We start from the raw sequence: 21,166 nt of genomic DNA, 5'->3' as shown, positions 1-21,166 counted from the left end.
ATCAGAACTGGTTCGCCATGCTGAACCGGAATTCCTGGGTCTCGTCGAAGTCTTCCTTCGCGACCGGTACGGCATAGTCGAAGCGGAGTGCGCCGAAGGGCGAAGCCCAGGTCACACCGACACCGACCGATGCACGGATCGAAGAGTCCGTACCGACCACACCGCCGCTATTGGCAACCTCGTTGCCCCAAAGCGAACCGGCATCAGCGAAGAGCGCGCCGCGCAGACCGAAGTCCTGCGGGAAGCCCGGCATCGGGAAGGAGACTTCCGCCGACGCGTTGAAGTAGGTCGTGCCGCCGAGCGGATCGCCGTTCGGCATACGCGGGCCGATACCGTCGTTCTTGAAACCACGGATCTGACGGCCACCGATCATGAACTGATCGAAGACGTTGAGCGAATCACCCGTGCCGACGACATGACCGGCACCCACCGCCAGCGAGCCGATGATATCGGATTCATCCGACAGCATGTGGAAGTAACGCGCGCGGCCAGTGATCTTGTAGAACTCCGAATCGCCGCCGAGACCCGCATATTCATGCGTCAGCGTGGCATAGATGCCTTCGCGCGGCAGCGTGGTGCTGTCGACCGTGTTGTAGGTCAGCGTCTGGGAAATGGACGACTGGACGAACTCGCCGTGCTCGATCAGATCACGGTAGGGCTCGGAGAGATTGTCGCCGACATCCCAGTCGTCTTCACCCTCGTAGTTGATCTGCTTGTAGGTATAGCGGAACGTCGTCGCCAGCTCTTCGGTGATCGGCGCGGTTACGCGCAGCGTCACGCCCTGCTCGTCGTAATCGTAATAATCTTCCGACGAAGTCTGGTTCTTGAAGATGTCGAAGCCGGCAGCCAGTCGATAACCGAGGAAATAGGGCTCGGTGAAGGAGAGCGTGTAGCTGCGCGCATTGTCGAAACCGCCGCCCACGGCGACACGGATAAACTGGCCGCGGCCGAGGAAGTTCTTCTCTTCGATCGAGGCTTCGAGGATGAGGCCGTCGCCACCGGCGGAATAACCGGCGCCGATGCCGAACGAACCGGTCGGCTGATCCTCGACGTCGACCACGACCACCACGCGGTCGGGCGAAGAGCCTGCCGAAGTGGAAATGTTGACGTTCGTGAAGTAGCCCAGCGCTTCCAGACGACGCTTGGCGCGCGAGATCATCTCCTGATTGAAGGCATCGCCTTCGCTGAAGTCGAACTCGCGGCGAATGACGTAATCACGCGTGCGGGTGTTGCCACGGATCTCGATGCGCTCGACATAGGCGCGCTCGCCCTGGTCGACCAGGTAGGAAACGCCGATGGTCTGCGTATCGAAATTGCGGTTGCCGCGCGGCGTGACGCGAGCAAACGGATAGCCGGCCGCAGCCACGCGACGGGAGATCTCTTCCATCGACCGCTGGATTTCGCGAGCGTTGTAGACGTCGCCGGCATGAGTGCGCACCAGACCCTGCAGATCCGCGGAGTTCACGCCATCGACCGTGGATTCCACCGCGATGTCGCCGAATTTGTAGCGAGGACCTTCCTCCACCGTGAAGGTGATGTTGTACTGGTTGGTCGACTCGTCGAGAACGGCCTCGGAGGAGATGATGCGGAAATCCGGATAGCCGTGATTGTAGTAGAACTGGCGCAGCGCCTCTTCATCGGCGCGCAGCTTGTCCTCGTTGTAGACGTCCTTGCGGGTCAGGAAGGACAGCGGACCCGATTCCTTCGTGGTGATGACCGACTGGAGACGACCGTCGCCATAGGCCTGGTTACCGACGAAGTTGATGTTGGAAATCTTCGTGCGCTCGCCTTCGTTGATGACGAAAGCGATGTTGACGCGGCCTTCGCCGACCGGAACCACCTGGGTGGTGATCTCGACATCGCTGCGGCCGGTTGCGGAATAGGCTTCACGCAGGCGCTCGATATCGGCGTTGACCAGTGCCTCGCTGTAGGGGCCCAGAGCCTGGGTCTGGACGACCGACTGCAGCTTGTCGTCCTTGATCTTGCGGTTGCCGTTGAAGACCACCTGATTGACGAGCTGATTCTCGCTCACCGTCACGACGAGCGCGCTGCCCGACACGCTGATTCGGACATCGGAGAAATAACCGGTCGCGTAGAGACGCTTGACCGATTCGTCGATGTCGGCATCCGAGAAGCTGACGCCCGGCTGAATGGTCAGATTGGAACGGACCGCCTCCTCGCCGGAGCGCTGCGCGCCCCGAACCTGGACACTGCGAATAACTGCCGCTTCGGCAGACGGCGCGGAAGCAAGCACCAAAACACCCGCGCCCGACGCGATTACACCAGCAGACAGCGCAAACGCCGACACTGCGTTCAAAAACTTTGAACCAGCCTTCATTTTCAATTCTTACCTTTTCCCGTTGTCCTCAGCGGGTTGGAACCCGACTCCGGCCACGTGTGTCGTTTTACCTGCTTTTACTCTACAAGCAAGGCATCGCGTTAATTTCTGTTTACTTCCTTCCAAGGCGTGACCCAATGGCCACGCAACTCTTCGAAACAGGGTAAACAAAGGGTTTATTGTGTAAAATGAAGGCCCTCACCCGATCAGGTTGCTGATGTCGTTCCAGGTTGCAAAGACCATCAGGCTCAGCACCATAGCCATTCCGATGCGAAACGCGATCTCCTGCGCCCCCGCCCCGAGCGGCTTTCCCCGAACCGCTTCGATTGCGTAGAAAACAAGATGCCCGCCGTCAAGTACCGGCACCGGCATCAGGTTGAGAAGGCCGATAGAAACGGAAAGCACGGCGGCAAGCTGGATGACCGCCGCGACCCCGAGCGTCGCCATCTGGCCGGAAGCCTGGGCCACCCGCACCGGACCACCGAGCTGATCTGCCTTCATCCGGCCGGTAACGAGATTGCCGATATAGCGGAACGTGCCGGTGACGATGTGGCCGGTTTCCTTCACCCCTTCGGAAACCGCTTCCATCGGGGAGAAGGTCTGGACGCGGAAATTGCCGCGCTCCCCATTGGTGACGATGCCGATGATCCCAAGCTCGATCCTGTTGCCGAACTGATCGGTGATCTCCTCGCGCTTTGGAACCATGGGCAGATCCAGTTCACGGCCGTTACGCTCCACCGTCACGACGATCGGCGTCTCCGGCCGCACGCTCACATAGCGGCGAACGTCGTCGAAAGTGTCGATACGCGTCCCGTCGAGCGCCACGAGCCGGTCGCCCGGCTCGACGCCTGCGGAAGCCGCGGCACTTTCCGAACGAACCTCGGCCACCACCGGATCGGCCACGACCTTTCCATAGGTGGCGAACAGGACGGCGAAAATGGCGATAGCGAGCAGGAAGTTGGCGATCGGCCCGGCGGCCACCGTTGCGGCGCGCTTCCAGAGCTTCGCCCCGGCGAGCGTCTTCGCCTTTTCGGCCTCCGTCATCCCCGCAAGGCCGCTGGCGTCCGGAAGGCTCGCGACATCATCGTCGCCGAAGAATTTCACATAGCCGCCGAGCGGTATGGCCGAGAGCTTCCAGCGTGTGCCATGCCTGTCGGTAAAGCCCGCGATCTCCGGCCCGAAGCCGACGGAAAACGCCGTCACCCGAATTCCGCACCAGCGGCCGATCAGGTAATGGCCCATCTCGTGAACGAAGACGAGCAGCGACAGGACCAGTATGAAGGGGATGATATAGCCAGTGATCAGTCCGAAAATCGCCATCGCCATGTCCGTTTCGTCATTCGCGCCGGTCAGAGCCCGAAAAGGAAGCTTGCCACCGACGCATCAGGATGATCTGCCGAAGCCCCATATACAAGCGTTAAAAGAAAGGCCGCGAAACAGGCGAAAACGAGGCCATCCACCCGGTCCATGACCCCGCCGTGGCCCGGAATGAGATGGCTTGAATCCTTCACCCCGAATCGACGCTTGATGAACGATTCGAAGAGATCGCCGATCTGGCTGGAAACCGACAGGAGCAGCGCAAGCGCCAGCGTCCAGAAGGAAAGCCGATAGAAGACGAGGGAGGCGACGGCCGAGCCGGCGATCACGCCCGAAACCGCCCCGCCGATAGCTCCCGACCAGGTCTTTCCCGGCGAGATCCTCGGCGCGAGCTTCGGCCCCTTCAAGGCCCGGCCGATGAAATAGGCAAGGATATCGGTTGCCCAGACGACTGCGAAGACGAACAGCGTCGCCACGAAGCCGGATTGGTCGGCGCCGCGGATCGCCGCAAGGGAAACGCCGGAAAGCCCCGCATAGAGAACGCCGCCCGGCAGCCACCAGTTGGCACTGCCGAGGGGGACGAGCAGCAGGGCCGTGATCGTGAATCCGCCGAGCAGTGGAACGTTGAGCGACGCTTCGCCGAAGGCGATATTGACCGCGATGAGGATGGTGGCCACCCAGCCGAACATGTTGCCGCGGAAAGCGGATTCGTCGAGCCGGGTAATCGTCGACCATTCGTAATAGATGAGCAGCGCCATCAGCGCTGCGATGAGGCGGAACGGCAGGCCGCCGGCCCATGTTGCGCCCAGGACGATAGCCGCCAGCGCGATCGCCGAAACGATCCGGCGCTTGAGTTCCGATCCCATCAGCCGACCACCGCAGCAGCGGCAGTCTTTGCCGAAAGACCTCCGAATCGCCGGTCGCGGGATGCGAAGATCCTCAGCGCATCGAAAAAGAGCTGCCGGTTGAAGTCCGGCCAGTATTCAGGCAGGAAAACCAGCTCGGAATAGGCGGCCTGCCAAAGCAGGAAGTTCGACAGGCGCTCTTCGCCGCTGGTGCGGATGATGAGATCCGGGTCCGGAATGCCGGCGGTGTCGAGATTGTCGCCAATGCTCCGCGCGTCGATATCTTCGGCCTTCAGGCGGCCAGCCTCGACCTCGCGGGCAAGCTTGGCGACCGCCCGCGTGATTTCGTTGCGCGCCCCGTAATTGAAGGCGATGACGACCGTAAGCCCAGTGTTCAGGCGGGTCGTCTCCTCGGCTTCCAGGAGGAGCGGCAGGATATCGCCGCGCAGGTTCTGCTTGTCGCCGATCACGCGGATGCGCACGTTCTCCCGGTGGAGCTCGGCGAGATCACGCCGGATGAACCTGCGCAAAAGACCGAGGAGATCGTTGATCTCGTCTTCCGGGCGGCTCCAGTTTTCCGAGGAGAAGGCAAAAAGGGTCAGATACCGGACCCCCGCCTCGCCCGCGGCGCGCACCGTCTCGCGAACGGCTTCCACGCCTTTGCTGTGACCGATCGCGCGCGGCAGGCCGCGCTTGTTCGCCCAGCGCCCGTTTCCATCCATGATGACGGCGACGTGTTCGGGTATGATCGGAAGATCAGGAGTGGCCATATTCAGAGCAGTTCCTCGGCGAGCGAAGGCAGGTCAACACGCGAGCTTCGTATCAGACCTGCATGATTTCCTTTTCTTTCTCCACAAGCAAGCGGTCGACTTCGGAAATTGTGTCATCCGTCATCTTCTGCACCCTCTCCGATTGCGAGCGGCTGTCGTCCTGCCCGATAACGCCATCCTTTTCGGCTTTTTTCAGGCCGTCCATGCCGTCACGGCGAACGTGGCGAATCGCGACCTTGGCCTTTTCGGCGTAGTCATGGGCGACCTTCACCAGGGACTTGCGGCGCTCCTCGTTGAGCTCGGGCAGCGGGATGCGCAGGTTCTGGCCGTCGACGATCGGGTTGAGGCCGAGATTGGACTCCCGGATCGCCCTGTCGACCGCGCCGACCATCGACTTGTCCCATACGGAGACGGCGAGCATACGCGGCTCGGGCACCGTGATGTTGGCGACCTGGTTCAGCGGCATGCGGGACCCGTAGGCCTCGACCGTTACCGGGTCCAGGATGTTCGCCGAGGCGCGGCCGGTGCGCAGCGATGCGATATCGCTCTTGAAGGCGTTGATGGCGCCGTCCATGCGGCGCTTGATGTCGTTGAGATCGATTGCGTCACTCATGCAACTACTCCCTGCATTTGTCTGTCCGGCAGTTTCCCTGCCGCGCTTCAGTTGTCCGATACGATGGTCTTGCGACCGCCGCCGGTCAAGATTTCAGCGAAACCGCCCTTTTCATGGATCGAGAACACGATGATCGGAATGGTGTTCTCGCGGGCGAGCGCCACGGCCGCCACATCCATCACCGCCAGCCCCTTTTCCAGGACTTCGCTATGGGTCAGCGTTTCGAAGCGCGTGGCATCGGGAACCTTCTTCGGATCGGCGGAATAGATACCGTCCACCTGCGTACCCTTGAAGATCGCCTCGGCGCCGATCTCGGCTGCGCGCAAGGCGGCGGCGGAATCGGTGGTGAAGAACGGGTTTCCGGTGCCGCCGGCGAAGATCACCACCCTGCCCTGCTCCAGATGGTGCAGCGCCCGACGGTGCGAGAAGCTCTCGCAGATCTCCGGCATGGCGATCGCCGAAAGCACCACCGTCTCGATGTCGAGCTTACGCAGCGAGGTGGCGAGCGCCAGCGCGTTGATGACGGTCGCCAGCATGCCCATGTGGTCGCCGGTCACCCGGTCGCCGCCCTTGGAGGCCACGGCCACGCCGCGAAAGATGTTGCCCCCGCCGACAACGACGCCAACCTCGACGCCCATGGCGCAGGCCTCGGCGATATCGGAGGCGATGCGGTCGGCAACCGCGACATCAATGCCAAAACCCTGGCTGCCCATCAGCGCTTCGCCGGAGGCCTTGAGGAGGACGCGCTTGTAGATGGGATCGGGCGACATGAAGGCTCCTTGAAATCGAACTGCCGGAGAAAATATCAAACCGCCTGCGGATACACGAAGGGCACCGGCTTGTCACCCGGTGCCCTCCGCTTTTGACAGGATAAGGTAGGCTCTATCAGCCCTTGGCGGCCGCGGCCACTTCGGCGGCGAAGTCCGTCTCTTCCTTCTCGACGCCTTCGCCAAGCAGCAGGCGGGCCATGCCGGTCACTTCGATCGGCGCGCCGACTTCCTTCTCGGCAGCCTTCACGGCTTCACCGACGGTCACTTCGGGGTTGATGACGAAAGCCTGCGAAAGAAGGGCGACTTCCTCGAAGAACTTGCGCATGCGGCCTTCGACCATCTTTTCGATGATGGCCTCCGGCTTGCCGGAAGCGCGGGACTGCTCGATGAAGACGTTGCGTTCGCGCTCGGCGACGGCTGCATCGACTTCCTCGGCGCGGATGGCCAGCGGCGCAGTCGCAGCGATATGCATGGCGACCTGACGGCCGATGGCGTTCAGGGCGTCCTTGTTGCCGGTCGACTTCAGCGCGACCAGAACGCCGAGCTTGCCGAGACGGTCGGCTGCGGCATTGTGGATGTAGGTCGCGACAACGCCGTCTTCGACGGACAGCAGGGCCGAACGGCGGAGATTCATGTTTTCGCCGATGGTGGCGATCGCGTCCTTGATCGTGTCGGTGACGGACTTGCCGGTCGCCGGATAGGTGGCGGCACCTACGGCCTCAACGGTGCCGTCGGTGGTGAGCGCCACGTCGGCAATGCCGCGAACGATCGTCTGGAAGGCTTCGTTACGGGCGACGAAATCGGTTTCGGAATTGACTTCGACGACAACAGCCTTGGTGCCGGCGCTGGCAACGCCGATCAGGCCTTCCGCAGCCGTGCGGCCCGACTTCTTATCGGCCTTGGCGATACCCTTGGCGCGCAGCCAGTCGATTGCTGCTTCGATGTCGCCGTTGTTTTCAGCCAGCGCCTTCTTGCAGTCCATCATGCCTGCGCCGGACTTTTCGCGCAGTTCCTTCACCAGTGCAGCGGTGATTTCAGCCATTGTGAGCCTCTTGTCGGTTCATGTTGCGTGCCGCCGGAAAACCTCGGCGAACTCAAGGTTTTGGGAACGAATGTACCCGGAAGTATGACAGGGTGATGAAGATCATCACCGGCCTGTCGCCTCAACCGCGAAGCCGCGGGCGGACAGGTCGTTAAACAGACCGAGGCCAGGGATATTCTCTCTGGCCTCGGTCGAATTGGGAAGCGGGAGCGACTTCAGCCGCTCCGACCTTGGCCTTAGGCTTCGGATTCGCCTTCGAGAGCCGGCTCGATCGGGGCTTCGGCGGAAGCGCCGATATCGCGGCCCGAAGCGCCCTGCTGGCGAGCGATGCCGTCGATGGCCGCGCGGGCGATCAGGTCGCAGTAGAGAGCGACAGCGCGCGAAGCGTCGTCGTTGCCCGGGATCGGATAGTCGATCAGGTCCGGATCGCAGTTCGAGTCGATGATGGCGACGACCGGGATGCCCAGGCGCTTGGCTTCATCGATAGCGATCTTTTCCTTGTTGGTGTCGATGATGAACATCAGGTCCGGGGTGCCGCCCATGTCGCGGATACCGCCGAGAGCCTTGTCGAGCTTTTCGCGCTCGCGCTCAAGGTTCAGACGCTCCTTCTTGGTGAAGCCCTGGGCTTCGCCGTTGAGGATTTCGTCGAGCTTGCGCAGACGGGCGATCGAGTTCGAGATGGTCTTCCAGTTGGTCATCATGCCGCCGAGCCAGCGGGAGTTGACGTAATACTGGGCCGAACGCTTCGCCGAATCGGCGATCAGTTCGGAAGCCTGGCGCTTGGTGCCGACGAAGAGAACGCGGCCGCCACGGGCTACCGTGTCGGAAACGACCTGCAGGGCGCGCGACAGCATCGGAACGGTCTGCGCGAGGTCGATGATGTGGATGTTGTTACGATCGCCGAAGATGTACGGCTTCATCTTCGGGTTCCAGCGATGGGTCTGGTGGCCGAAGTGAACACCAGCTTCCAGAAGCTGGCGCATGCTGAAATCAGGCAATGCCATGCCTTTTTCTCCTTTTCCGGTTGAACCTCCGCAAGGCGAACAGCAGATCCTTCGGACCTGCCACCGGCGGAATTGCCCGGATTTCTCCCGGACGATCCCATGCCTCACGTGTGGAATAGGGCTGCCCTTACAGTCGATCCGTCGGAAAAGCAAGGGCCGCAAGGAAAAAGATGACTTAAGCCATCCATCACGGTCCTTCCTCTTCGAATGAAAGTCAGCTCGCCTTCCTCAACGCCGAAAGCAGCTTTTCATAGGTGGGCGCGAGTCGGCGCAGCGAGGCGGCAGCAGCAGCGTCCTCGCGCGCAACCAGATGGTGCTGGAGGGAGCCGATGAGCTGCGCCTGTTCGGCGGCCGTCGCCGATGCCTCCAGATTGCCTATCCGGCGAAGGCAGACCGCGGCATCGTTTGTCCGGCGCGCGCCGACGCGGACCGCGAAGTGAATGAAATGCCCCCGGAGTTCCTCGTCGCAGCCCTTCTCGATCATCCGGGCAAGCTCTTCGGCTGCCTTGCCATTGCCGAGACTTCCCGCAGGCATCTTGTGATCTCCCTCCATGGAAAGCCAGCGGATCGCCGTCGGGATCGAGGCGAGGATCGTATCCTCCTCCGAAACCCGGCTCAGCCGCTCGAAGCCGGTGCGCATGGTATAGGGTTCGCCGTAATCGAGCGTTTCGGCGCGCCAGGCCTCCATGAAATCCGCAACCGGCAGCGAGGCATAGGGATAGCCTTGCGGATCGTGCATCAGCACCCTGCCCCCGGCAACTTCCAGCACCACGACATAATGATCGGCGCCGATCGGCCCGGTCATGCCCGGCTGGTGACGCAGATGCCCCATCTCGACGGGCCCGACCCAGACAGGACCGTCCCGCAGGGACAGTTCGAGATTGCGAAGCGCCTCCTCGGAGGAGCAGGCCTTACTGGTTTTGGAAGTCCAGCCGAGCGCCCGCAGGGCATCGTCGAAGCCCTTTTCCGGATCCCAGCCGTACGGATCGAAGAACGGCTGCTTGCCGCCGATCAGCTGCATGCCGAAAGGGCTGCCGGTCGCAAACTCGATCACCGCCGTCGAAGGTGCGTGATCGCCGAACATCATCGCGAAGGAGTTCGCGTAGCAATAGGGGCCGGAACCGATATAGGGAAAATGCTGCATATCCTGTCTCCTCGCATGGCTGGAGACACGACAAAGGGGGCAAATTTCCCAAAATTGTCAAGCGGTTGGGCGGCGTTCCCGCGGCAAGGTTCCGCCTATTGCGGCGCGGAGCAGTTTTCCGGCCCCTTGTCCAGCATTTCCAGCTTTTCCAGGCTGCCGGTCAGTACGAAGTCACCATAGTCCATGGTGAGGTCGCGGGTGATGCCGTTGCCGTAGAGCTTGAAGGACATGCTGTAGACCGGCGTGGGGTCACCGTCGGCGCCTTCATTGAAATAGGAAATGGTGACGGGCCAATAGGGGGTCTTGGAGAATTCTCCCGCCTTGTCCGCATCGGCATCGCCCGGCGCCGGCGCCTGTTCCTTGCCGAGCACTGTCGTGGTCATCAGGCTCTGATCGCCGTTTTCCGAACCGTCGAAAATCCGCGATTCGAAGAAGCGGTTGCCCTTCTTGGCATTCTCGATGACTTCGAGCATGTGCTCGGTCGGAAAATCGCTGGTCGCAAGATCGATCTGCCGTTGCTCGGGCGCAGATATCGCCACCTTCACGCCGCTCTCCCCCGCGACCGCCTCGCCCCTCACCTGCTTGTCGAGCTGCTCGTCGGTGAAGGATTTCGTCTCGAAGCGGAATTCGCGGGCCAGCGCATTTTCGAACGTGGTCGTCTGCTGGTCGGTCATGCGCGTTTCCTCACCGGTGCTGATCCTGGTGACGAAACGGAAATTGGTGGTGAACCCGGTACAGGCGGAGCCGGTGAATTCGTAGACCATGCGGCCGTACATGCCCTCGATTCCCGAGCGCTCCGAAGCTTCCTTGAGCTTGAGATCGTAGACGGCGCGGTGCGGCACGAGCATTCGCGCACTCTCCGCCCCGGCATTTGCGGAGATCGCTCCGCTCAAGGCGAACGCGGCGGTCAGGATGGCCCCGAAGCTCATGCGATACATTCATTATCTCCTGTTGGACTCAGGGCTCGGTGTTATAAGAACGCAATCAACAAGCTTATCTGCTTGATGCAGGATTTTGGAAGACATTACAACGAAACCGGGAGTCGAAAATGTCCGATGCCATCGATAGCCGATTGAAGGAACTGGGGATCACGCTTCCCGCCGCAGCAGCGCCGGCAGCCAATTACGTGCCCTTCACCATCAGCGGCAATCTTCTTTTCCTCTCGGGACAATTGCCGATCGAAGATGGCAAAGTTGCGGTGACCGGGTTGGTCGGCCGCGACGTGGACGTCGCAAGGGGCCAGCGCGCCGCGGAACTCTGCGCGATCAACATCCTCGCCCAGGCCAAGGCGGCACTTGCGGGAGACCTCGGCAGGATACGCCGCATCGTGAAGCTCAACGGCTTCATCGCCTCGTCGCCCGACTTCACCGAACAGCACCTCGTCATGAACGGCGCTTCCAACCTCATCGCCAATGTGCTGGGCGAGCCCGGCAAGCATGCCCGCGCCGCCGTCGGCATGGCATCCCTTCCGCTCAATGCCGCCGTCGAAATCGACGCGATCATCGAGATCGAAGCATGACCTCCGCATCCTGGGTCAAGGAATTGCCCGTCGCCCATCGCGGCTATCACGACATGAACAAATCCGTCTGGGAGAATACGCTGTCCGCCTTCTCGCGGGCGGTGGAAGCGGGCTTCGCCATCGAATGCGACCTCCAGCTCGCCGCCGATAGCGTGCCGGTGGTCTTTCACGACCACGACCTTGAGCGGCTCTGCGGCATCAAGGGCGATGTGCGCGAACGGACCTCGGCCGAACTCGGCATGCTCGCCGTCGGCGGGACGAAGGACCGAATTCCGACGCTGAAGCAGATGCTGGCGCTCGTCGCCGGAAAGGTGCCGCTCGTCATCGAGCTCAAAGGCCGCGCACTCAAGGGCCGCGAAGGCGAGGATGACGGCTTTATCGAAGCCGTGCTCGAAGTGCTGGAAGGCTATCAGGGCAAGGTCGCCCTCATGAGCTTCGATCATCACCTCCTGAAGGAGCTGAAGGCTGCAGAGGCTCCCTATCCGCTCGGCCTCACCGCCGAAGGAAACAAGCCGGAGGATTTCTTCAGGCACGACGAAGCCATGCAGCTCGGGCTCGATTTCATCTCCTATCACTGGGCGCATCTGCCGAACAGCTTCGTCACCGGGCAGAGACAGGCACAAATTCCGGTGATCACCTGGACCGTGAGGGATGCAAAGGCCCGCGAAGATACCTATAAATATGCGGACCAGATGACATTCGAGGGTTTTGACCCACGGGAGATGGCCGCCGTCTAAATGCCAGGCAACCTCACCATCCGCATCGAAAAATCCTTCTGCGCGATCAACCGGGAAAGCTGGTCGCGCCTTTCCGGCACCTCGAATGCTTCTTTAGACATCGCTTATAATCCATTCATTTCCCATGCGTTTCTCTCCTCCCTGGAGGAGTCCGGCTCGGCTGCCGCAAAGACCGGCTGGCTAGGGCAGCATCTGCTCCTGGAAAACGATGCGGGAACGCTGATCGGAGCGGTTCCGGGCTATCTGAAAAGCCATAGCCAGGGCGAATACGTCTTCGACCACGGCTGGGCGGACGCCTTCGAACGGGCCGGCGGCCGCTATTATCCGAAGCTTCAATGCACCGTGCCCTTCACGCCCGCGACGGGTCCGCGCCTCCTCATCTCCGCCGGCTATGATCCGGAAGCCACCCGCGCGACGCTTGCCGCCGGTCTCCAGGAGGTGACGCGCCAGCTCGGCGTCTCCTCCGCGCATGTGACCTTCCTGCCGGAGGCGGAACTGCCCGCCTTCGAAGAGGCCGGCTATCTGCATCGCACCGACAAGCAGTTCCATTTCTTCAACGAAGGCTATGCCGACCACGACGAGTTTCTGGAAACGCTGGCTTCCCGCAAGCGCAAGGCGCTGAAGAAGGAGCGCCGGGCCGCGGTCGAGAACGGCATCACCATCGAGTGGCTGACCGGCACGGACCTTACGGAAGACATCTGGGACCAGTTCTTCTCCTTCTACATGGATACGGGCGGCCGCAAATGGGGCAGGCCCTATCTCACCCGCAGCTTCTATTCGCTGATCGGCGAGCGCATGGCAGACGACATCCTCCTCGTCATGGCAAAACGCGCGGGCAAATACATCGCCGGCGCCATCAACTTCATCGGGGGCGATGCGCTTTACGGCCGGCATTGGGGCTGTATCGAGGATCACCCCTTCCTGCATTTCGAGGTCTGCTATCATCAGGCGGTGGACTTCGCGCTGGCCAAGGGCCTGAAACGGGTGGAGGCGGGCGCGCAAGGGGAGCACAAGCTGGCGCGCGGCTATCTGCCGGTCACCACCCATTCAGCGCATTACATCGCCCATCCGGGTCTGCGGCGGGCGATCGCCGATTATCTCGAGCGCGAACGCCATGAGGTCGAGTATATGAGCGAATACCTGTCCGAACACAGTCCGTTCCGTAAGGGTGAGCGGCAGCAGGAACAGGATTGAGCCCGGCGCAATCGGGTTCATCAATCAAGGAGAGGACATCACCATGAGCGGCCAGACCTATGACGAGAACAACATCTTCGCGAAAATCCTGCGTGGCGAAATCCCCTGCCACCGCATCTACGAGGACGACCATACGCTCGCCTTCATGGATGTGATGCCGCAATCGCCGGGCCACCTGCTGGTGGTGCCGAAGACGCCCTCCCGCAACATACTCGATGCCGATCCGACGGTGCTCTCGGAACTTATTCCGATCGTCCAGAAGCTTGCCAAGGCCGCGAAAGAAGCCTTTGAGGCGGATGGGATCACGGTCATCCAGTTCAACGAGCCCGCCTCCGGGCAGACCGTCTATCACCTGCATTTCCACGTCATCCCCCGCTACGAGGGTCTGGCGCTCAAGCCGCATTCCGGCAAGATGGAAGATAATGAGGTGCTCGCGTCCCAGGCGGAAAAGATCATCGGCAAGCTCGGGAACTGACCCGAGCCTTCACGGGGCCGGTATCAGAAACCGAGCCACCAGAGCCCGCTTGCGAGAAGCGCCATGGAAACGGCGACCCCGACGCCGACCTTCTGGCCGGACAGGAGGAAGGCGACGAACCCGAGGCCTGCAGCAGCCAGCCGCAGCCATAGCGGCGAGCCCGCAAGCGTTCCGGTCGGAAAAACGATGAGCTTGGCGGTGACGGCCATCACAAGTGCCGTCGCCACCGCCCTCACCCAGTGCAGCGCTTCCGAATCTTCGTTCAGGCGGTTGCCGGTGAGAACCCCCAGCCAGCGCCAGATGTCGGTTGCGAGAAAGCCCGCTACGGCGATCACCAGATAGCTCCACCACCAGGCCTCGGTCATCGCGCGCTCCCTGCCCGCCTGCGCCGGCGGATATAGAACCGGTCGACGAGATAGGCGGCCGTGCCGCCGCCGATCCCCGCATAGAGCACGTCGAACTCCGGCGCCACCAGCGCCATCAAAGGCCCGCCGACGATACCGACCACGAAAGCAAGCTTCACCACGCTGTGATGCGCCGTCGCCCAGATCGAGGCAACGAAATAGACCGGCGTCAGCATGAAGAGCGTGCCGGCGACAAGCGGCGGAAATTGCGACACCAGCCCATAGCAGATGGCGACGATGCCGGTGTTGATCGTCGTAAGCGTCAGGCCGAACCCCAGGAAATAGACGGCGCGGTGTTCGCGCGGCACGTCGCGAAGCGTTCGAAGCGCGAACACCCAGGCGGTGATTGCGATGAAATGGGAAGCGAAGAGCAAGAGCCAGGTGGGCGTCCGCCGCGTGCGCATCTCGGGCACGATCGAAGCGACCATCGGCATCATGCGGATGGACGACAGCGTCACCGCGAGGAAGCAGGCCGCAAGCGGCGCCCCGGTCGTCATCATGCCGACAAGGATCATCTGCGCCGGCAGAGCCCATATGCCGAAGGTCATGAACATCGCCTCGCCGCGCGAGATCCCCGCCTCCAGCGCAAAGGCGCTGAAGCCGACGAAGGACGTCATGAGTATGAGGGCGGGCAGCGAGGTGATGCCCTTCATTCCGGTATAGAACCAGAACGAAGCGGGCCGCGTATCACTGTCTAGGGACATGAAAAATCCGGATAGCGCAAAGGTACTTCAATACAGAAACGACAATGCCGGGACGAGCCCGGCATTGTCGGCTGGTGACGCCAGCCTCACTTCTTCTTCGGCACCCTTGGAACGGTGCTGCCCTTGCGGGGCGATGTCTTGGGCGGCTCTTCCGATGCTATCACATCGGCATCGACCATCGCGCGCGCCTTGGCCGATCCGCCGTCCTTGTCCTTGCCGGACTTCTTCGGCGTCTTGGCTTTTGCCTTGGGCGCAGCCTCTTCGGCTGCTTCTTCCACTTCGGCTTCCGGCTTCGGTTTCACCGGCGCGGTTTCCGGAATGGCTTCGAGGATCAGGCCATCCTTGCCGTCTTCCTTCTTGCCGACCGTGACGTTCACCACGCCGCCCTTGCGCAGCTTGCCGAACAGGATCTCGTTGGCAAGCGGCTTCTTGATGTGCTCCTGGATGACACGCGAGAGCGGACGCGCGCCCATCTTCTCGTCGTAACCCTTTTCGGCGAGCCAGGCGATCGCATCCTCGTGCAGGTCGAAGGTGACGTTGCGTTCCGAAAGCTGCGTCTCGAGCTGCATGACGAACTTCTGCACGACCTGATGGATGACTTCCGTCGGCAACGGTGCGAACGGGATCACGGCATCCAGGCGGTTGCGGAATTCCGGCGTGAAGAGGCGGTTCAATGCTTCCTCGTCTTCGCCGGTGCGCTTGGACGAACCGAAGCCGATGGCAGCCTTGGCCATTTCCGAAGCGCCCGCATTCGTCGTCATGATCAGAATGACGTTGCGGAAGTCGATCTTCTTGCCGTTATGGTCCGTCAGAGAGCCGTGGTCCATGACCTGCAGCAGGATATTGAAGATATCCGGATGCGCCTTCTCGATCTCGTCGAGCAGGACCACGCTATGCGGATGCTGATCGACGCTATCGGTCAAAAGGCCGCCCTGGTCGAAGCCGACATAGCCGGGAGGTGCGCCGAGCAGCCGCGAGACGGTGTGGCGTTCCATATATTCCGACATGTCGAAGCGCAGCAGCTCGACGCCGAGCGAGGAGGCAAGCTGCTTGGCGACTTCCGTCTTGCCGACGCCGGTGGGCCCGGAAAAGACATAGGCGCCGATCGGCTTGTTCGGCTCGCGCAGGCCCGCACGGGCAAGCTTGATGGCGGTCGAAAGCGCCTCGATCGCCTTGTCCTGGCCATAGACCACAGACCGCAATTCCTTTTCCAGGTTGGCGAGAACCATCTCGTCATCCTTGGAAACGGTCTTCGGCGGAATGCGCGCCATCGTGGCGACCGTGGCTTCGATTTCCTTTTCGGTAATCAGCTTGCGGCGCTTCGAGGCCGGCAGCAGCATCTGCGCCGCACCGGTCTCGTCGATCACATCGATCGCCTTGTCCGGCAGCTTGCGGTCGGAGATGTAGCGGGCCGACAGTTCGACGGCGGACTTGATCGCCTCGTTGGTGTAACGAAGCTTGTGATAGTCCTCGAAATAGGGCTTGAGGCCCTTCATGATCTCGATCGCGTCATCGATCGACGGCTCGTTGACGTCGATCTTCTGGAAGCGACGGACGAGCGCCCGATCCTTCTCGAAGAACTGGCGATATTCCTTGTAGGTGGTCGAGCCGATGCAGCGGATCGCCCCGGACGAAAGCGCCGGCTTCAGGAGGTTGGACGCATCCATTGCGCCGCCCGAGGTGGCGCCCGCACCGATCACGGTGTGGATCTCGTCGATGAAGAGCACCGCGCCCGGATATTCCTCGAGCTCCTTGACGACCTGCTTCAGCCGCTCTTCGAAATCGCCGCGATAACGGGTGCCGGCAAGCAGCGTGCCCATGTCGAGCGAGAAGATGGTGGCGTCGGAAAGCGCTTCCGGCACCTTGCCTTCGACGATCCGCTTGGCTAGGCCCTCGGCGATCGCCGTCTTGCCGACGCCGGGGTCGCCCACATAGAGCGGGTTGTTCTTGGAGCGGCGGCACAGCACCTGGATGGTGCGGTTCACCTCCGCATTGCGGCCGATCAGGGGATCGATCCTGCCCTCGCGGGCCTTGTCGTTCAGGTTGACGCAATAGGCCTTCAAGGCGTCCTGCGGCTTCTTGGCCGATCCCTCGTCCTGCTCGCGGGCAGGCTTGGAATCCGGATCGGCCTCCTCGGCGCCGCGCGGCGGACGGACCTGGGAGGAGCCGGGCCGCTTGCCGATGCCGTGGGAAATGTAGTTGACCGCATCGTAGCGGGTCATCTCCTGCTCCTGCAGGAAGAAGGCCGCATGGCTTTCCCGCTCGGCGAAGATCGCGACCAGGACGTTTGCCCCGGTCACTTCCTCGCGACCGGAAGACTGGACGTGGATCACCGCGCGTTGGATGACGCGCTGGAAGCCGGACGTCGGCTTGGAGTCCTCGTCATAACCGGTGACCAGATTGGAAAGCTCGTTGTCGACATAGTCGCTAACGGTCTTGCGCAGGACTTCGAGATTGACGTTACAAGCGCCCATGACCGCCGCTGCGTCCGCGTCGTCTATCAACGCGAGAAGCAGGTGTTCGAGCGTGGCATATTCGTGATGCCGCTCGTTGGCAAAGGTCAGTGCCTGATGCAGCGCCTTTTCAAGACTAGGCGAAAAAGTTGGCACGTGGGGTTCCTCACTTCTTTTCCATGACACATTGCAGCGGATGCTGGTGTTGCCGGGAGAAGTCCATGACCTGGCTCACTTTGGTTTCCGCCACCTCGTATGTAAATATTCCGCATTCCCCCACGCCGTGGTTGTGGACGTGGAGCATGATGCGCGTCGCCGCCTCGCGATCCTTCTGAAAAAAACGCTCCAGAATGTGAATGACGAATTCCATCGGCGTATAGTCGTCATTCAGGAGAAGCACGCGATAGAGATTCGGCTTCTTGGTCTTCGGCTTCGTGCGGGTGATAACCGAAGTTCCCCGATTGGCATTGTCTCCGTCCGTGCCTTTTTCACGTTCCATCAAGATCGGCCCTGCGATCATCTTCATTCATTCCCCAATCATCCGGTGGAAGTTCCGAACGGTTTCCGGCCGGACATCAGATTTTTACTAACTTAGTTCATTGGACGCAGATTTTAAGCCCCCTTCGCCGCCGCGCAATCACTAATCCGCTAACGCGCATGCATTAGCGGCGGAAAACTCCGGCCGCGAGGAGCGGAAACGAAAAAGCCGGCGCCGCGAAGCGACGCCGGCCTCTGACGATGAAGGCCGTTGACCGTTTTTCTTCCTGGCCGCTCAGGCGGCGGCGGTCGTCGCCGGGTTTGCAGGCTTCGCAATAGGCGCCTCGTACGGCTTGTAGACGGCCTTGGCGAGATCGGCATAGATTTCGCTCATTCTGGTCGCTTCGGCAATGAAACCTTCGTAGGACGACTTCAAATAATTCGCCTGCAGCTCGAAAGCCGCTTCGACGCTACGGGCGCTGACGAAGGCTTCCATGAAGACCGTCACGTCCTGGAAAGATTTGCGGGAGTAATCGTTTGCCTCGGTGGCGATCGTCTGGAACCCCTTGGCCACCTCGGAATAGCTCTTCAGCATGGCGTCCATCGCCTCCCTGGTCGTCCCCTCGGCATCGTCGAAGTGGAACATGGCATCGCCCCTTGTTCATTCGGAGATGCTCATAGAATTGCCTCGCCCCGTCAAAGTCAAGACGGAATTGTGCGCCGCACAATCATACGAGGCGCACATGAGCGGCGTGATTCGACGGCGGGCACCGGGAAGCTTTCGCTCTCCCGTGAAACTGAGGTGGCGAAACAAAAAACGGGCCCGTGAAGGCCCGCTGCATGGGATTTTCGCCCTGAAGCCGATCAGAGATCGACGTCGAGAATAGCCATGGAGAAATTGTAGGACCGGTCGCCGTCCTCATCGTCGATATAGACGACACCCAGGAATTCGTCGCCCAGATAGACTTCGGCGGAATCGGTCTTGCGCGGACGAGCCTTCACAACGACCTGCGGGTTGAACGTGCGCTTGAAATAGGCGTCGAGTTTCTTGATTTCGTCCGGTTTCACGAGGTTCTCCGTTGCTTTTCGCGTTGCGGCGCTTTTGGCACGGGATAAAGGCGAAAGTAAAGGCAGCAAAGCATCCACCGCCCACAGGCGGCGGAGCGGAACTCAGTCCTCGGACATCAAGATCTGGTCCATCAGGCGCGCGGGCTCGGAACATCCCGCCGTGCCGACCACCCTGGCTGGAACGCCCGCCACCGTCGACTTCGACGGCACCGGCTTCAGCACGACGGAACCCGCCGCAACGCGCGAGCAACTGCCGATCTCGATATTGCCGAGGATCTTGGCGCCCGCGCCGATCAGCACGCCGTTGCCGATCTTGGGATGCCGGTCTGCGCCTTCCTTGCCCGTCCCGCCGAGCGTCACGCCGTGCAGGATGGAAACATTGTCGCCGATGACCGCCGTCTCGCCCACCACGAGACCGGTCGCATGGTCGAGGAATATGCCCTTGCCGATGCGCGCCGCCGGATTGATATCCGTCTGGAAGACGCTGGACGAGCGGCTCTGCAGATAGAGCGCGAAATCACGCCGGCCGCACTCGAGCAGCCAATGGGCCAGCCGGTGGGTCTGGATGGCATGGAAGCCCTTGAAATAGAGGACGGGCTCGAGGAATCGCACGCAGGCGGGATCACGGTCGTAGACGGCCTGGATGTCGACCCGAAGGACGGCGCCCCATTCCGGCCGGTCGGCCAGCATTTCGAGGAAGGTCTGGCGAAGCAGCACCGCCTGCAGGTCGGGATGATCGAGCCGCTCGCAGATGCGGTGGATGACGCATTCTTCCAGCGACTGGTGATTCAGCACGGTCGAATAGAGGAACGCGGCCAGCAGCGGATCGCTCTCCGCGGCGGCCTTGGCCTCCTGGCGCATCGTATCCCAGATCGGGTCCACGGCGGAGACCATGTCCCTCTGGCGGATTTCGGTTCTTGCGGCCATCGCCGTCTCCCTGTTTGCCGTAGGCGACTTCATATAGAATAATCTTACAGGAAGACCAATGGGAGCGAAATCGCATTCCGTTGATCGTAACTGTGAGATTGCGGCAAAGGTTCAGAACTCGGCGTAGAAATCGAGGACCGCCTTCTTGAAGACCCTATCCCCCACGGCCAGCATGTGATCGCGGCCGGGAATGTCGAGCGCGCGGGCATTCTGCATCAGCGCGGCGAGTTCCTGGGGGGAGCCGGCGATATCGTCCTTCGTCCCGACGCCGATCAGCGTCGGCGCCTCGATGCGCCCCATGTCGGAGCGAGAAACCAGGTCGCGCGAGCCGCGAATGCAGGCGGCAAGCGCTTCCCGGTCGCTCTTCGTCTGGTCGGCGAAGGCGCGGAACATGCGCCCGCGGGCGTGTTCAACATCGTCCAGGGAAGGCGCGAGAAGCGCGTCCGCGATCGAGTCCCAATCGCCGACGCCCTCCGTCATGCCGCTGCCGAGCCCCCCGAGCACCAGCGAGCGGACGCGTTCGGGATGGCGCAGCGCAAGGAATACGGAAATCCGCGCGCCCATCGAATAGCCCATCACATGCGCCTCGGGAATGCCGAGATGGTCGAGCAGCGCGGCCGCGTCCTCGGCCATCACCCAGGGCCTGTAAGCCTCCGGGTCATAGGGCTTGTCGCTGGCACCATGGCCGCGATCATCCATGGCGATGACCCGGTAGCCGGCATCGCCGAGCGTCTTCAGCCAGCCGGGATGCACCCAGTTGACGAGCGCGCTGGAGGCGAAGCCATGAATCAGCAATACCGGATCGCCGGAGGGATCACCCTCGTCGAAATAGGCGAGTTTCAATCCGTCATGGGAAAAGGAAGAGAAGGAGGGAGCATTCAGGTTCATCGTCGGCGGTCCGCTTTTTTGGCGCGACCATAGAGGATAGCGCCGGGGGAATGAACCCTCATCCGCAGATTTTCCGCCGCTCGCCCGGCTTCCCTCCGGCGAACTCGCTCGCTATAAGCACGCCGAACGAAAGGATAGGAATTTTGGCAGCACGCGACCGCTATTCCCGCAAGCTCGAATGCCCGCAATGCGGCCACACCGGCTTTGCGGAAGTTTCCGAGGACGACGACCCGCGCCGCAAGGACCGCGGCTTTTCCGTCGATGAAATGCCGGGAGGTTTCTCCACCGAATTCGCATCGCGCGATCCGAAGAAATACATGCTGCGCTGCCTGTGCGGCCACAAGTTCCGGTTCGAAAGCAAGAGCTACTATCCGCCCGGCGGCGAGCCGCGCCGATAGCGGCAACATGGCCTGGCGGCTCGCCGGGTTTTATCACTACACATTCGGAGCCGGGAGAGATAATGTCCGGCGAAATCTT

General features: G+C 61.6%; 23 protein-coding genes. 5 read left to right on the top strand and 18 right to left on the bottom strand.

Annotated elements, in window-relative coordinates; genetic code table 11:
• Nucleotide 1: 1 nt before the first annotated feature.
• The 10 genes from bamA to ACE04I_RS20290 form a co-directional block, all read right to left on the bottom strand.
• Nucleotides 2-2,338 carry an outer membrane protein assembly factor BamA gene (gene bamA, locus ACE04I_RS20335; RefSeq protein ID WP_046792164.1) on the bottom strand — a complete coding sequence of 779 codons (2,337 nt, stop codon included), beginning with the start codon at nucleotides 2,336-2,338 and terminating at the stop codon, nucleotides 2-4.
• 198 nt (nucleotides 2,339-2,536) lie between these two features.
• Nucleotides 2,537-3,658, bottom strand: a complete 1,122-nt coding sequence (rseP, locus tag ACE04I_RS20330; RefSeq protein WP_046792951.1) for an RIP metalloprotease RseP — start codon at nucleotides 3,656-3,658, stop codon at nucleotides 2,537-2,539.
• Between the two features lie 29 nt (nucleotides 3,659-3,687).
• The gene (locus ACE04I_RS20325) at nucleotides 3,688-4,521 is read right to left on the bottom strand and encodes a phosphatidate cytidylyltransferase (protein WP_137326760.1); all 834 of its coding nucleotides are present in this window, start codon (nucleotides 4,519-4,521) and stop codon (nucleotides 3,688-3,690) included.
• Nucleotides 4,521-5,270 carry an isoprenyl transferase gene (locus ACE04I_RS20320; protein ID WP_046792162.1) on the bottom strand — a complete coding sequence of 250 codons (750 nt, stop codon included), beginning with the start codon at nucleotides 5,268-5,270 and terminating at the stop codon, nucleotides 4,521-4,523. Before ACE04I_RS20320 ends, ACE04I_RS20325 begins: the two co-directional genes overlap by 1 nt.
• Nucleotides 5,271-5,322: 52 nt before the next feature.
• The gene (gene frr / locus ACE04I_RS20315; protein WP_046792161.1) at nucleotides 5,323-5,883 is read right to left on the bottom strand and encodes a ribosome recycling factor; all 561 of its coding nucleotides are present in this window, start codon (nucleotides 5,881-5,883) and stop codon (nucleotides 5,323-5,325) included.
• A gap of 47 nt (nucleotides 5,884-5,930) precedes the next feature.
• Nucleotides 5,931-6,653: a UMP kinase gene (gene pyrH, locus ACE04I_RS20310; RefSeq protein ID WP_046792160.1), complete on the bottom strand. Its 723-nt coding sequence runs from the start codon at nucleotides 6,651-6,653 to the stop codon at nucleotides 5,931-5,933.
• Between the two features lie 115 nt (nucleotides 6,654-6,768).
• Entirely contained in the window at nucleotides 6,769-7,695 is a 927-nt protein-coding gene (tsf, locus tag ACE04I_RS20305) for a translation elongation factor Ts (protein WP_046792159.1), read from the bottom strand.
• Nucleotides 7,696-7,931: 236 nt separating this feature from the next.
• Nucleotides 7,932-8,699 carry a 30S ribosomal protein S2 gene (gene rpsB, locus ACE04I_RS20300; protein ID WP_046792158.1) on the bottom strand — a complete coding sequence of 256 codons (768 nt, stop codon included), beginning with the start codon at nucleotides 8,697-8,699 and terminating at the stop codon, nucleotides 7,932-7,934.
• Nucleotides 8,700-8,913: 214 nt separating this feature from the next.
• Nucleotides 8,914-9,843: a hypothetical protein gene (locus ACE04I_RS20295; RefSeq protein ID WP_046792157.1), complete on the bottom strand. Its 930-nt coding sequence runs from the start codon at nucleotides 9,841-9,843 to the stop codon at nucleotides 8,914-8,916.
• 95 nt (nucleotides 9,844-9,938) lie between these two features.
• Nucleotides 9,939-10,781: a cell envelope integrity EipB family protein gene (locus ACE04I_RS20290; protein WP_046792156.1), complete on the bottom strand. Its 843-nt coding sequence runs from the start codon at nucleotides 10,779-10,781 to the stop codon at nucleotides 9,939-9,941.
• Between the two features lie 110 nt (nucleotides 10,782-10,891).
• Between ACE04I_RS20290 and ACE04I_RS20285 the strand changes: the two genes are divergently transcribed.
• Genes ACE04I_RS20285 through ACE04I_RS20270 form a run of 4 tightly spaced genes read left to right on the top strand, consistent with a single transcriptional unit; the run spans nucleotide 10,892 to nucleotide 13,768 of the window.
• Nucleotides 10,892-11,362 (top strand): RidA family protein, encoded by a 471-nt coding sequence (locus tag ACE04I_RS20285; protein WP_046792155.1) that lies wholly within the window; start codon nucleotides 10,892-10,894, stop codon nucleotides 11,360-11,362.
• Nucleotides 11,359-12,099: a glycerophosphodiester phosphodiesterase gene (locus ACE04I_RS20280; protein ID WP_046792154.1), complete on the top strand. Its 741-nt coding sequence runs from the start codon at nucleotides 11,359-11,361 to the stop codon at nucleotides 12,097-12,099. The genes ACE04I_RS20285 and ACE04I_RS20280 overlap by 4 nt, the downstream gene beginning before the upstream one ends.
• Complete coding sequence (locus ACE04I_RS20275) at nucleotides 12,100-13,293, top strand: GNAT family N-acetyltransferase (protein WP_046792153.1); 1,194 nt, start codon at nucleotides 12,100-12,102, stop codon at nucleotides 13,291-13,293. It begins immediately after the preceding gene.
• Between the two features lie 43 nt (nucleotides 13,294-13,336).
• Nucleotides 13,337-13,768, top strand: coding sequence for an HIT family protein (locus tag ACE04I_RS20270; RefSeq protein ID WP_046792152.1), 432 nt, complete (start codon nucleotides 13,337-13,339; stop codon nucleotides 13,766-13,768).
• Between the two features lie 23 nt (nucleotides 13,769-13,791).
• Here the strand turns inward: ACE04I_RS20270 and ACE04I_RS20265 are convergent, their stop codons facing one another.
• The 8 genes from ACE04I_RS20265 to ACE04I_RS20230 all read right to left on the bottom strand — a co-directional run bounded on the left by ACE04I_RS20265 (nucleotide 13,792) and on the right by ACE04I_RS20230 (nucleotide 20,689).
• Entirely contained in the window at nucleotides 13,792-14,133 is a 342-nt protein-coding gene (locus ACE04I_RS20265) for an AzlD domain-containing protein (RefSeq protein ID WP_046792151.1), read from the bottom strand.
• Nucleotides 14,130-14,876 (bottom strand): AzlC family ABC transporter permease, encoded by a 747-nt coding sequence (locus ACE04I_RS20260; RefSeq protein ID WP_046792150.1) that lies wholly within the window; start codon nucleotides 14,874-14,876, stop codon nucleotides 14,130-14,132. Before ACE04I_RS20260 ends, ACE04I_RS20265 begins: the two co-directional genes overlap by 4 nt.
• A gap of 86 nt (nucleotides 14,877-14,962) precedes the next feature.
• On the bottom strand, nucleotides 14,963-17,485 hold the full coding sequence (gene clpA / locus ACE04I_RS20255) for an ATP-dependent Clp protease ATP-binding subunit ClpA (RefSeq protein ID WP_046792149.1): 2,523 nt from the start codon (nucleotides 17,483-17,485) through the stop codon (nucleotides 14,963-14,965).
• A gap of 10 nt (nucleotides 17,486-17,495) precedes the next feature.
• The gene (gene clpS / locus ACE04I_RS20250) at nucleotides 17,496-17,849 is read right to left on the bottom strand and encodes an ATP-dependent Clp protease adapter ClpS (protein WP_046792950.1); all 354 of its coding nucleotides are present in this window, start codon (nucleotides 17,847-17,849) and stop codon (nucleotides 17,496-17,498) included.
• Nucleotides 17,850-18,101: 252 nt separating this feature from the next.
• Nucleotides 18,102-18,452, bottom strand: a complete 351-nt coding sequence (locus ACE04I_RS20245) for a phasin family protein (protein ID WP_046792148.1) — start codon at nucleotides 18,450-18,452, stop codon at nucleotides 18,102-18,104.
• A gap of 218 nt (nucleotides 18,453-18,670) precedes the next feature.
• On the bottom strand, nucleotides 18,671-18,874 hold the full coding sequence (locus ACE04I_RS20240) for a DUF3126 family protein (RefSeq protein ID WP_046792147.1): 204 nt from the start codon (nucleotides 18,872-18,874) through the stop codon (nucleotides 18,671-18,673).
• Between the two features lie 102 nt (nucleotides 18,875-18,976).
• Entirely contained in the window at nucleotides 18,977-19,801 is an 825-nt protein-coding gene (gene cysE, locus ACE04I_RS20235; protein ID WP_046792146.1) for a serine O-acetyltransferase, read from the bottom strand.
• A 111-nt stretch (nucleotides 19,802-19,912) separates the two neighbouring features.
• Nucleotides 19,913-20,689: an alpha/beta fold hydrolase gene (locus tag ACE04I_RS20230; protein ID WP_046792145.1), complete on the bottom strand. Its 777-nt coding sequence runs from the start codon at nucleotides 20,687-20,689 to the stop codon at nucleotides 19,913-19,915.
• A gap of 143 nt (nucleotides 20,690-20,832) precedes the next feature.
• Here ACE04I_RS20230 and ACE04I_RS20225 point away from each other — a divergent pair, with 143 nt between their 5' ends.
• A complete protein-coding gene (locus ACE04I_RS20225) occupies nucleotides 20,833-21,087 on the top strand; it encodes a hypothetical protein (protein WP_046792949.1) in 255 nt (84 codons plus the stop codon).
• Nucleotides 21,088-21,166: the final 79 nt, after the last annotated feature.

This window comes from Rhizobium moroccans, assembly GCF_057559155.1.
The sequence above is the reverse complement of the archived record's forward strand: the minus strand, read 5'-3'. Positions and strand labels throughout refer to the sequence as shown.